At 68.2% G+C, this 11,537-nt stretch carries 9 protein-coding genes; 2 read left to right on the top strand and 7 right to left on the bottom strand.

Features of this window, described 5'->3' with window-relative positions; all coding sequences use genetic code 11:
* The first annotated feature begins 49 nt into the window (after nucleotides 1-49).
* Both RR42_RS03395 and RR42_RS03390 read left to right on the top strand, forming a co-directional pair.
* Complete coding sequence (locus RR42_RS03395) at nucleotides 50-676, top strand: chalcone isomerase family protein (RefSeq protein WP_419188871.1); 627 nt, start codon at nucleotides 50-52, stop codon at nucleotides 674-676.
* A 137-nt stretch (nucleotides 677-813) separates the two neighbouring features.
* The gene (locus RR42_RS03390; RefSeq protein WP_043344018.1) at nucleotides 814-1,782 is read left to right on the top strand and encodes a tripartite tricarboxylate transporter substrate binding protein BugE; all 969 of its coding nucleotides are present in this window, start codon (nucleotides 814-816) and stop codon (nucleotides 1,780-1,782) included.
* Between the two features lie 151 nt (nucleotides 1,783-1,933).
* On the opposite strand, the gene RR42_RS03385 is transcribed toward RR42_RS03390, so the two are convergent.
* The 7 genes from RR42_RS03385 to RR42_RS03355 all read right to left on the bottom strand — a co-directional run bounded on the left by RR42_RS03385 (nucleotide 1,934) and on the right by RR42_RS03355 (nucleotide 11,317).
* On the bottom strand, nucleotides 1,934-2,863 hold the full coding sequence (locus tag RR42_RS03385) for a carbohydrate kinase family protein (RefSeq protein ID WP_043351296.1): 930 nt from the start codon (nucleotides 2,861-2,863) through the stop codon (nucleotides 1,934-1,936).
* Nucleotides 2,864-2,907: 44 nt separating this feature from the next.
* Nucleotides 2,908-4,584, bottom strand: coding sequence for a glucose-6-phosphate isomerase (gene pgi / locus RR42_RS03380; protein ID WP_236701968.1), 1,677 nt, complete (start codon nucleotides 4,582-4,584; stop codon nucleotides 2,908-2,910).
* A gap of 99 nt (nucleotides 4,585-4,683) precedes the next feature.
* Nucleotides 4,684-6,174, bottom strand: coding sequence for a glucose-6-phosphate dehydrogenase (zwf, locus tag RR42_RS03375; protein WP_043344015.1), 1,491 nt, complete (start codon nucleotides 6,172-6,174; stop codon nucleotides 4,684-4,686).
* Between the two features lie 83 nt (nucleotides 6,175-6,257).
* On the bottom strand, nucleotides 6,258-7,235 hold the full coding sequence (locus tag RR42_RS03370) for an ABC transporter substrate-binding protein (protein ID WP_043344012.1): 978 nt from the start codon (nucleotides 7,233-7,235) through the stop codon (nucleotides 6,258-6,260).
* Nucleotides 7,236-7,274: 39 nt separating this feature from the next.
* The gene (locus RR42_RS03365; protein ID WP_144409733.1) at nucleotides 7,275-8,288 is read right to left on the bottom strand and encodes an ABC transporter permease subunit; all 1,014 of its coding nucleotides are present in this window, start codon (nucleotides 8,286-8,288) and stop codon (nucleotides 7,275-7,277) included.
* A 91-nt stretch (nucleotides 8,289-8,379) separates the two neighbouring features.
* The gene (locus tag RR42_RS03360; protein WP_043351291.1) at nucleotides 8,380-9,993 is read right to left on the bottom strand and encodes a sugar ABC transporter ATP-binding protein; all 1,614 of its coding nucleotides are present in this window, start codon (nucleotides 9,991-9,993) and stop codon (nucleotides 8,380-8,382) included.
* A 64-nt stretch (nucleotides 9,994-10,057) separates the two neighbouring features.
* On the bottom strand, nucleotides 10,058-11,317 hold the full coding sequence (locus RR42_RS03355; RefSeq protein WP_043344009.1) for an ROK family transcriptional regulator: 1,260 nt from the start codon (nucleotides 11,315-11,317) through the stop codon (nucleotides 10,058-10,060).
* Nucleotides 11,318-11,537 lie beyond the last annotated feature (220 nt).

Raw genomic sequence — 11,537 nt, 5'->3', positions numbered from 1 at the left:
TTTCAGAAATCGTGGACTATGGCACGTTCCGTCGTACCGTCCAGCCTTTATGTTTTCCCGTCGTACCCCGTTCGCGTGCGAACCGCTCGTCCGCCGCGCAGGCCTGCTGGCGCTCACCCTCTGCGTGGGCGCCGCCCTGGCCATGGCGCCGGAGCCCGCGCGCGCCAACGAAATCGAGGGCATGCGGATCGACGACGCCACACGGGTCGGCGGCAAGGAACTGCAGCTCAACGGCACCGGCCTGCGCTCGATGTTCATCATCAAGGGCTATGTGGCCGCCCTTTACCTGCCGGAGAAGGCGCGCAACGCGACCGTGGTGCTGGGCGCCCACGGTCCCAAGCGCCTGCAGATCCGGCCGTTGCGCGAGGTGCCATCCGATGCCTTTATCAAGGCGCTGAACGAAGGAATCCGCGAAAACCACAGCGAGGTCCAGTTCCAGAGGCTGTCCGAGCGCCTGCTCCAGCTGCGCCAGACCATGGAGCAGATGGGCACCGCTCGCAAGGGCGATGTGATCAATTTTGACTTTTCGCCCGATGGCGGCACCGTGGTCGCCATCAACGGCACGCCGCGCGGCAAGCCGATCCCGGGCGAAGATTTCTACCAGGCCGTGCTGCGCATCTTCCTTGGCGACCATCCGGTCGACCGGGATCTCAAGCGCGGGCTCCTGGGCGGTTAGCCCCCGGGCGGCCTCCAGGCTCGCCCGCCAGAACTCACGCCGCCGGCTTCAAAGCCCCGCCACCGCGGATGCGTCGCCGGCGTTCTTTACCTTGGGCGGATATCCCCGCCCGGTCCTTTGACGGGAGACACGATCTCATGCAAACCAGCAAAATCGCCCTGGCCCTTGGCCTGGCAGCAGCAGCCTGCGCGGCGCAGGCGCAAAGCTTCCCGACCAAGCCGATCCGGCTGATCATCCCGTTTGCGCCCGGCGGCACGACGGACATCGTGGGCCGTGGCGCGGCCGACCAGATGAGCCGCATCCTGGGCCAGCCCGTGGTGGTCGAAAACCGCGCCGGCGGGGGCGGCTCGATCGGCGCCGACGCCATCGCCAAGGCTGCGCCCGACGGCTACACCATCGGCATCTCCACGGTCTCCACCATGGCCGTCAACCCGGCCTGCAATCCCAAGCTGTCGTACGACCCGATCAAGGACTTCAAGCCCGTCACCAACCTGGCCAACGTGGCCAACGTCATCGCGGTCAACCCGAACTTCCCGGCCAAGGACTACAAGGAGTTCCTGGCGGTGCTCAAGGCCAACCCGGGCAAGTATTCGTACGCGACCTCCGGCACCTGCGCCTTCGGCCACATGCTGGGCGAGCAGTTCAAGGTCTCGACCAAGACCTTCATGGTCCATATCCCCTACCGCGGCGCGGGCCCGGCGCTGAACGACGTGCTGGCCGGCCAGGTGCCGATCATGGTCGACAACCTGCCCTCCTCGATGCCCTACATCAAGGCCGGCAAGCTGCGCCCGATCGTGGTGGCATGGAACAAGCGCATCGACTCCCTGCCGAACGTGCCGACCTTCGGCGAACTCGGCCTGAAGGAGCCGAACGACCCGGCCTGGTACGGCCTGGTGGCCCCGGCCGGCACGCCCGACGAAGTCATCAAGAAGCTGAACGAAGCCGCGGTCAAGGCGCTGCAGGACAAGGACTTCCAGCAGCGCCTGCGCACTGCCGGCGCGGAACCTTCGGGCAACACCCCGGCAGAGCATGCGGCGGAGATCAAGAAGGAATTCGAGAAGATGAAGACGCTGGTGAAGGTGCAGAACATCAAGCTGGAGCAGTGATGCTGGTGTCAAACCGGCGCCACTAGCCGAAGCCGTCGAGCGGGCCAAAGCCGTCAAACAGGCCAAAGCCGTGCGCCACGACGACGGCTGTCTCTCCCTCTCCCCTCAGGGGGCGCGGGAGAGACAGCACGGCAACGCGGATCCGGCTTTGTCAGGCCAGGACCGCCGCCTCACCCAGCAGCACGCTCACCTCGGCCACCGTCGGCGAATACGCCCCTGCACGCGTGGCCGCCACCGCCGCGGTAGCGGCAGCCCATCGCGCCTGCCGCGCCAGCGTCGCCTCGGGGTCCAGCAGCAATCCCGCCATCCATCCGCCCATGGCGGCGTCGCCGCAGCCGACGGTATCCACCACATCGACGGCGAAAACCGGCTGCTCGCAAGCACCATCCCCATGCAACAGCGTCATGCCATCCGCGCCGCGCGTCAGCAGCACGCGCGCTTGCGGCGCCAGCGCCCTGAGCGCGGCGAGCGCGGCGTGTTCGTCCAGCGCCGGGTACAGGCCGCGCAGGTCTTCGTCCGATACCTTGATGTAGTCCGCCAGGCCAGCCATATGCGCAAAGACGGCCTGATACTCCGGTGCGCGCATGGGCGTGCGGAAGTTGGGATCGAAGGCAATGCGCTTGCCCGCGGCCCTGGCCTGCGTGGCTTCCGTGCACAGGCGCGCGGCGAGCGGCTGGCGCGCGAGGCTGAGCGAGCCGAAGTGCACGGTGCGCGCCGCCTGGCGCCAGCCCGGCGGCAAGCGCTCGGGGTCAAAGTAGAGATCGGCGCTGTCGTCGCCGACGAAGAAGTACTGCGGCGGGTGCTGCGCGCCGACAAAGGCCAGCAACGGCGAGCGCTCCACGCGCTGCAGGAAACGCAGGTCCAGGCCCGCCTCGGCACTGGCCTCGGCTAGCTGGTCGCCCAGCGTGTCGGCGCTGATCGCGCCGGCAAAGGCGGTCGGCACGCCCAGCCGCGCGCCCACGCGGGCGACGTTCCAGCACGAGCCGCCGGGCAGGCCGAGCCAGTCCTGCCCGCCCTGGTGGACCATATCGGTCAATGCCTCGCCGAAGACGACGTAGGCTGGCCATGATGTCGTTGTCATTGCATCCTCTTTCTCGTATTTCCATCTGCGCGCGCTGGCGCGCATCAGCCTTGCCAGGCCGATGCAGCGGCCAATGCGCGCCGGATCAGGCCGGCGGTGGAAGCATCATGCGGGCGCGCCGGCCCGCCGTCGAGCTCGCAGGCGATCGGCGCGGCAAGCTGCTTGCCAAGCTCCACGCCCCACTGGTCGAACGAGTTGATATTCCACAGCACGCCTTGCACGAAGGTGCGGTGCTCCGAGAGCGCGATCAATGCGCCCAGGTGATACGGATCGAGCCGCTGCAGCAACAGCGTGTTGCTGGGCCGGTTGCCCTCGAACACCATGTGCGGCACCAGCGCTTCGTCCTGCACGCCGAGCGCCCTGACCTCTTGCGCGGTGCGCCCGCGCAGCAACGCCTCGCCTTGCGCAAAGCAGTTGGCGAGCAGCTTGCCGTGGTGGCCCGGCATCGGGTGCACCGGCTCCAGCGCGGCGATGAAATCCACCGGCATCCAGTGCGAGCCCTGGTGCACCATCTGGAAGTAGGCGTGCTGTCCGTTGGTGCCGGTGGTGCCCCACACCACCGGCGCGGTGCCTTGCGCGGCGGCGGCACCGTCGAGCTGCACGGACTTGCCGTTGCTCTCCATCTCGAGCTGCTGCAAGAAGGCCGGCAGCAGTTCGAGCGGCTCGCAGTACGGCGCCACGCAGCGGCTGCCGGTGCCCAGGAAGCTGCGATACCACACGTCGAGCAGGCCGAGGATCATCGGCATGTTCTGCGGCGCGTCGGCCTCGGCGAAATGCCGGTCCATGGCGCGGGCGCCGTCGAGCAATTGGCGAAAACGCGCAAAACCAACTGCCAGCGCAATCGACAACCCCACCGCGGACCACAGCGAAAAACGCCCGCCCACCCAGTCCCAGAACGGGAACATGTTGGCGGGGTCGATGCCGAACGCGGCCACCGCCTGCCGGTTGGTGGAGACCGCGACGAAGTGGCTGGCCAACTGTGCCTGCGGCACGCCGTGGAGCAGGAACCAGGTGCGCGCAGTGTGGGCGTTGGCCATGGTCTCCAGCGTGGTGAAGGTCTTGGAGCAAACCACCACCAGCGTGCTGGCGGCGTCCAGCCGCGCGAGCACGGCGGCAAGATCGCTGCCATCCACATTGGCGACAAAATGCAGGCGCGGCCCTTCGGTGTCCAGGTGCGCGAGCGCGCGGCAGACCATGCGCGGGCCGAGGTCCGAGCCGCCGATGCCGATATTGATCACGTCGGTGATCCGGCGGCCGTTCCAGCCGCGCCACGTGCCGCCGCGCACCGCGTAGGCAAAACGCTCCATCTGCGCGAGCACCGCGGCCACGTCGCCAGCCACCGCCACGCCCTGCGCGTGAAAGCCGTCCTCCGGCCACGCGCGCAGCGCCATATGCAGCGCGGCGCGGCGCTCGGTGGTGTTGACTGCTTCGCCGCGGTACATGGCATCGCGCCGCGCGCTCACGCCGGCCTCGTCGGCCAGCGCGAAGAGCAGCGCCATGGTGGTGTCGGTGACGCGGTTCTTGGCGTAGTCCAGTGTCAGGCCGGCCGCCTCGGCCACGAAGCCGGCGCCACGCGCTTCGCCCTGCTGGCCGTCGAACCAGTCGCGCAGGTGGGCATGGCGGATGGTTTGCGCATGCGCTTGCAGCCGCTGCCAGGTCGGCAGGGAACGAGACCCGTCGGACATCGGGGACATCGGGGACACCGGGAACATCGTGGACATCGAATCAACTCCTGTACTCGCCGCCGCCGGCAACTGCTGGCGCGGCGCCATGCTTCAGACTGGCTTCACAACGCGTCTCACTGACGTCTCACTGACGTCTCACAGCTCTTCATGCCACACCGCGCCATCGCGCGAGGGCAGCGCGCTCGACGCCGCCGGCCCCCAGGTGCCGGCGGTGTAGAGCTTGGGCGCGAGATTGCTCTGCGCCCAGGCCTGCTGGATCGGCGCGACCCACCGCCAGGCTTGCGCCTGCTCGTCGCGCCGCACGAACAGCCCGAGCCGCCCGCGGATCACGTCCAGCAGCAAACGCTCGTAAGCCCCGGTCTTGCGCTCATTGCGATTGCCCTGGCCGCGCGGCAGCATGCGTTGCAGGTCCAGCGTGGCAGGCTGCAGCGCCTGCGTGTCGCCGGGATGCTTGACCAGGAAATGCAGGCGGATGCTCTCCTCCGGCTGCAGCGTGATCACCAGCCGGTTGCCGGGCTCGTGGTCCAGCGGACGCGGAAACAGCGAGTACGGTACGTCGCGGAACTGGATCACGATCTCGGCCACGCGCGACTGCATGCGCTTGCCGGTGCGCAGGTAGAACGGCACGCCGGCCCAGCGCCAGTTGGCAACCTCCGCCTTGATGGCGACGAAGGTCTCGGTCTGGCTGTCGGGCGCGACGGCCGGCTCGTTCACATAGCCCGGCACGGCGTCGCCAGCCGCCGCGCCACGGCAGTATTGCCCGCGCACCACCTTTTCGGCGACTTCGTTCAACTCGATGGGCTTGAGCGCCTTGAGGATCTTCAGCTTCTCGTCGCGGATCGCGTCCTCCGACAAGCTGGCCGGCGGCTCCATCGCCACCATGCACAGCAGTTGCAGCAGGTGGTTCTGCACCATGTCGCGCAGCGCGCCGATGCCGTCGTAGAATGCGCCGCGCTTTTCCACGCCGATTTCCTCGGCGATGGTGATCTGCACATCGCGCACCCATTCGCGCCGCCACAGCGGTTCGAACAGTACGTTGCCAAAGCGCATCGCCATCAGGTTCTGCACCGACTCCTTGCCCAGGTAATGGTCGATGCGGTAGATCTGGTCTTCGGCAAAATGTTGCGCCACTGCGGAGTTGATGGCATCGGACGAGGCCAGGTCGTGGCCCAGCGGCTTTTCCAGCACGATGCGCACGCCTGCATGGTTGAGCCCGGTGCGGGCCAATTGCTCGCAGATCGGCACGAACAGCTGCGGGCCGGTGGCCAGGTAGAACACCACCACCGGCGCGGCGCGGGCACGAACCAGCTCGGCGAGCGCGTCGAAACCCTCCGGCGCGTTGGCGTCCACCTGCAGGTAGAGGATGCGCGCGACAAAGGCCTGCCAGACTTCGGCTGCGGCGGCGGCGGGCAGCGCGGGACGCACCTTGGACTCCAGCATGGCCAGGTAGGCGTCCTGGCCGAGCGGCTGGCTGCCGAGTGCGAGGATGCGCCCGCGCGGGTGCAGCGAGCCGACGCAGTGCGCGTCAAACAGCGCCGGCAGCAGTTTGCGCGTAGCCAGGTCGCCGGTGCCGCCGAACAGCACAAAGTCGAATTCGGGGACTGCGCCTACAGCATTGTTTGGCATGGTTTCACCAGTCGGTTGGTCGGTTGGTCGGTTAGTCGGATATGCGGGATTCGGTTGCAGGTTGAGCGCGGACCGCTGCCCGGCTAGCGCGGCGCGGCCCAGCCCTTGTACTCGTTCACATTGGCTCGCGTAACCAGTGTGGGCGGCAGCAACACGGTGCGGTTTGCGGGCGCCTGGCCATGCATCAGCCCCACGCCGATCTCCACCGCGGTGCGGGCGATGGCCCACGGGTCCTGGCTGGCCGAGGCCTGCACCAGCGTGTTGGCCTTGAGCGCGGCCTCGATATCGGGCGCGCCGTCGACAGACGCGATCAGGATGCCACCGCGGTTCAGCTGACGCGCGGCCAGGTCGGCGCCGACAGCCTGCGGGTCGTTGATGGTGAAGACCGCGTCGATCTTGGGGAAGCGGGTCAGGTAAAGCTGCATGACATTGAGGCCGCCCTCGCGCGAGCCCTTGCCATCCTGGTCATCGGAGAGCACGTGGATGCCGGGGTGCTTGCCCAGCACCATCTTGCAGCCCTTCACGCGATCCAGCACGGCAGACACCGGCGGGCCATTCTGGATGATGAGGTTACCGCGCCCGCCCAGCCGCCCGGCGAGGAAGGCGCAGGCCAGCTCGCCGGCCCGCGTGTTGTCGGTCTGCACCGTGGCGTCGGCGCCCGCCGCCGCCACGTCCACCGCCACCACCACGATGCCGGCCTTGCGAGCCTTCCTGACCGCGGGTTCGATGGCGCGCGCGTCGGCCGCGTTGATCAGGATCAGGTCCACCTTCGACACGATAAAGCTATCGATATGCGAGAACTGCTTGTTGAGGTCATAGTCGGCGGACAGCACCGTGACCTTGGCATCCGGGTTGATCTTCTTGGCGGCGGCTTCGGCGCCGTGCGCCAGCGCGACGAAGTAGGGGTTGCCGAGCGAGCCGAGCGTGACGCCGACTTTCTTCAGCGGCCGTTGCGCGGCTGCGCTCGCCGGTGCGGCGTCCGGCGCGCTCTGCGCGGCTGCGCCAGTGCATAGCAGGCTCAATGCCGCCGTTGCCAGTGCCGCCAGGTATTGCTTGAACATATCGTGTCTCCGGTTGCCAGTGGTCAGGTCACGCACGCCTCACGTGCGCGCCGAACCCTTGCGGCGATAGCTGTCGAGCGCCACCGCGCCAATGATCACCAGGCCCTTGATGATGTATTGCCAGATATCCGACACGCCCAGCAGCACCAGCCCGTTGGACAGCACCGCGATGATCAGCGCCCCGACCAGCGTGCCGACGATGGAGCCGGTGCCGCCCACGAAGCTGGTGCCGCCGAGGATGACCGCGGCGATGGCATCGAGCTCGTACGACTGGCCAAGCTGCAGTCCGTTGGCCGCGTACAGGCGCGCGGAGGACATCACGCCGCCCAGCCCCGCCAGCAGCCCGGACACCGCGTACACGAACAGCAGCACAACCCACACCTTGATGCCGGACAGGCGCGCCGCCTCGGCATTGCCGCCCACCGCGTAGATCTGCAAGCCCAGCACGGTACGGCGCAGCACGAACCACGACACCGCCACCACGGCAAAGGCGATGATCACCAGCCAGGGCACGCCCAATACTTCGCCGTTGCCGATAAAGGCAAAGCCGATATCCGGGTTGTAGATCGTGCTGTCGTTGCCGACCAGCCGCGCCAGCCCGCGCACCGCCGTGAGCGTGCCCAGTGTGACGATGAACGGCGGCAGTTTCATGAAAGCGACCAATGCGCCGTTGACGATGCCGAACAGCAGGCCGCACAAGAGCGCGGCGGGCACGCTCAGCATGCCGAGCTGCGGCATCAGCGACACCAGCATCGCCACCACCGCCGAGATCGACAAGATGGAGCCCACCGACAAATCGATGCCGCCGGTCAGGATCACGAAGGTCATGCCCGCGGCCAGCACCATGTTGATGGAGGCTTGCTGCGCGATGATCGACAGGTTCTGCCAGCCGGCGAAGTTCTCGGTCAGCACCGAGAAGCCGATGCATAGCAGCACCAGCACGGGCAGCATGCCAAGCGCGCGCAGGCGTTCCTGCGTGGTGAGGCGGCCGAGGGTGCCCGCGGGCAGCGGAGCGCCCGTGGAAGCGGCGGGACGTGTAATGGATTCATGCATGGTTGTCTCCTGCACCGGCGGCTGCGTGGCGCTGCAGGCCGGTGTCGATCATCGTTGTCTCGTGCGGGTGGTGCAGAGGCTGCACCGGGTCTCAATGCAGCGTGATGCCAGTTGCGTTGCCGGCGCCAGGCAACGGCACGTCCACCCAGGCGGGCGCCGCCGCCGCCGCGCCGGTGGCCAGCGCAATGATGCGTTCCTGAGTTTCGGCCGCGCTGCCGGCGGGGCGCACCTCGCCGGCCAGCGTGCCCTCGCGCATGACCAGCACGCGGTCGCACAGGCCCACCACTTCGGGCAGCTCGCTGGAGATCATCAGGATCGCCACGCCGCTCTGGGCCAGCGCGTTGATCAGCCGGTAGATCTCCGATTTGGCGCCGATGTCCACGCCACGCGTGGGCTCATCCAGGATCAGCACGCGCGGCTGGATTTCCAGCAGCCGCGACAGCATCACCTTCTGCTGGTTGCCGCCGGACAGCGCGCCCACGTTGACCTGCGCATGCGCCACGCGGATGCCCAGCGTGTCGATGGCCTCGGTCGTGCGGCGGCGCGCGGCGGTCCGGTTCAGGCGGCCCAGGCCTAGTGCGTCGCGCGCGGCCACGATCAGGTTGATGTTCTCATGCACGCTCTGGTCCAGGAACAGGCCCTGCAGCTTGCGGTCCTCGGTCAGGTAGGCGATGCCGGCATCGATGGCCTGGCGCGGGCCGCCGGCCGGCAGCGTGACCAGACCGCCCGAGCCGGCCGGGTTGGCAATGCGGACCTCGCCGCGCGTGCGCGCGTCGGCGCCAAACACCAGCCGCGCCAGCTCCGTGCGGCCCGCGCCGACCAGGCCCGCCAGCCCCAGCACCTCGCCGGCGCGCAGGTCGAAGCTGCAGCCCTTGACGCGCCGGCCATCGGCCACGTCGCGCACGGACAGCATCACCTCACGCTCGACCGCCTGGCCGTGCGTCTTGGTGTAGAAGCCTGACAGGTCGCGCCCCACCATCATCTTGACCAGCGCCGCCTGCGACAGGTGCGCGCGGTCCAGCGTGCCAACGAAGCAGCCGTCGCGCAACACGGTCACGCGATCGGCCAGCTCGTCGATCTCGGCCATGCGATGGCTGATATAGAGAATCGCCATGCCTTCGCCACGCAACTGGCGAATCAGCGCGAACAGGCGATCCGTCTCGTGCGTGGACAGCGGCGTGGTGGGCTCGTCCATCACCAGGATGCGCGCCTCGAAGTGCACGGCCCGCGCGATTTCCACCAGCTGGCGCTGCGCGATCGACAGGCTCGCCACGTTCGCCGCAGGCGAGAAATCCGCGCCGAGCCTGGCCAGCGTGGGCGCGCAGGCGCGCACCATGTCGCCGCGCGCCACCAGCCCGCGCCGCTGCAGGGCGCGGCCCAGGTAGATGTTCTCGGCCACGCTCAGGTTGGGCGCCAGGCTGAGCTCCTGGTAGATCACCGCGACGCCAAGGTCGCGCGCCGATTGCGGCCCATCGATCTGCACCCGTTGCCCGTCGATATGGCATTCGCCGCCGGGGTCCGCGGTATAGGCGCCGGACAGGATCTTCATCAGCGTCGACTTGCCGGCGCCGTTCTCGCCCATCAGGGCGTGGACCTCGCCGGCGTAGGCCGTGAGCTCGACCTTGCGCAGCGCGCGCACGCCGGGGAAGGTCTTGCAGATATTGCGCAGCGCCAGCAGCGGCGCCTTGGTGGACGTATCGGACATATCGGACATATCGGACGCATCCGAAGTATCGGACAAAGCAGCCGAAATAGCCGAAGCGGACAGATCAGACGATGGCATGGTTGGCCTCCGGAATCATGGCGGATGCGCCTTTGAGCATGTCGGCTCGCGGCGAGAAATTCATGAACATCGGCAGCGACGCGGCACCGACTGCGCCGGCGTTGGCGCCAAAGCAGCCACGCACCACGCGTGGCGCTCGCCGGGCCTCGGGCGCGCCGTCATCCAGCTCGCCTTGCAGGCGCTCGATCAGCGCCTGCACCAGGCCACCGTCGATATCAGCGTCAAGGATGATCAGCGGCACGTCGAGCACCGCCAGCGCGGATTGCATGGCGGGCGCCAGCGCATCGATGCAGTCGTCCAGCCACTGCGCCACCGCCGGGTGCCGGGCGCGCACCTGCGCTTCCAGATCGGCGTGGCCGTCGATGGCCACGCCGTGGTAGCGCAGGTGGCGCGTCAGCGCGTTGAGCGAGGCGCGCGCCAGCAGGATGTCGCGCCGCTTGCCGGTGCGCGGCGCGGAGGCCAGGGTGCTGGGCTGCACCGGCATCATGCCGATGTCGCCGGCATTGCCCGACACGCCGCGCACGCAGTCGCCATTGAGCGCGACGCCGCCGCCGATGGCCGGGCCAACGAAGACATAGAGGAAGCTCTGCGCGTGATGGCTACCGTAGAACAGCTCGGCCACGGCAGCAGCGGTGCCGTCGTTCTCGCCAAACACCGGCAGGCCGGTGGCATCCGACAGCGCTGCGGCAAAGTCCACGGCATCCCAGGCGCGGAAGGTGGCCTGCGATGCCTCGTCCTGCAGGTCCAGCTCGCGCAGCCAGGCGCCCAGGTTGTAAGGCTGGGCCACGCCGATGCCAAGCAGGCGCTTGCGCTCGGCCGGCGTGAGCAGCGCACGCAGTTCGGCCACGTCGTCGCGCACCAGCGCCAGCGCTTGCTCCGGGTGAGGCAGGACCATCTGGTGGGCGCGGCTGGCGAGAATCTCGCCGCCAAAGTCCACCATCACGCACTCGATGCTGCCGCGGTCCAGCCGGACCCCGATGCCGAACGCGCCCTTGGGTTGCAGGCGGATCAGGCTGGCCGGCTGGCCGCGCTGTCCGTCCTGGCGGCGGCCGGCCACATGGATCAGGCCATCCTCGGTGAGCGTCTGCACGATGCTGCCCACCGCCGTGTTGGTGAGCTGCGCGATGCGGGCGAGATCCGCCTTGGACGCTTCCCCGGCATGCCGCAGCGCCAGCAGCAGAGCGCGCTCGTTGTACAGCCGCAAACTGGCGGAATTCACGCCGCGGCCGGCCTTGGCACTGTTCATGTGGTCTCCGAATGCTGTTATGAGTGCCGCTTGAAGCATGTTGCGCACCGGGTGGCGGCGGTGCGTCTAGCTGCGGCATTAATTAATTCAGTTTGAATTAAATAATAAGCCAGACCAGAACTCAAGGAAGGGGAAACCCCAATCAAGCGGTTGCATGGCCCTTGGCGATGCGCCCCACGGGCCGCCGCGCATCCCGGCGCCGACGCCATGCTCTAAAATC

Source organism: Cupriavidus basilensis, assembly GCF_000832305.1.
GTDB classification, from domain to species: Bacteria; Pseudomonadota; Gammaproteobacteria; order Burkholderiales; family Burkholderiaceae; genus Cupriavidus; species Cupriavidus basilensis_F.
Note: the sequence above shows the minus strand (reverse complement) of the source record. Positions and strands in the feature narration are given on the sequence as shown.

Coding starts and splice junctions, on each gene's coding strand:
- pgi (WP_236701968.1), bottom strand. CDS start 4,584: ATGTCCACGATGTTCCCGGTGTCCCCGATGTCCCCGATGTCCGACGGG.
- RR42_RS03390 (WP_043344018.1), top strand. CDS start 814: ATGCAAACCAGCAAAATCGCCCTGGCCCTTGGCCTGGCAGCAGCAGCC.
- RR42_RS03385 (WP_043351296.1), bottom strand. CDS start 2,863: ATGACAACGACATCATGGCCAGCCTACGTCGTCTTCGGCGAGGCATTG.
- RR42_RS03355 (WP_043344009.1), bottom strand. CDS start 11,317: ATGAACAGTGCCAAGGCCGGCCGCGGCGTGAATTCCGCCAGTTTGCGG.
- RR42_RS03370 (WP_043344012.1), bottom strand. CDS start 7,235: ATGTTCAAGCAATACCTGGCGGCACTGGCAACGGCGGCATTGAGCCTG.
- RR42_RS03360 (WP_043351291.1), bottom strand. CDS start 9,993: ATGTCCGATACGTCCACCAAGGCGCCGCTGCTGGCGCTGCGCAATATC.
- RR42_RS03365 (WP_144409733.1), bottom strand. CDS start 8,288: ATGCATGAATCCATTACACGTCCCGCCGCTTCCACGGGCGCTCCGCTG.
- zwf (WP_043344015.1), bottom strand. CDS start 6,174: ATGCCAAACAATGCTGTAGGCGCAGTCCCCGAATTCGACTTTGTGCTG.
- RR42_RS03395 (WP_419188871.1), top strand. CDS start 50: ATGTTTTCCCGTCGTACCCCGTTCGCGTGCGAACCGCTCGTCCGCCGC.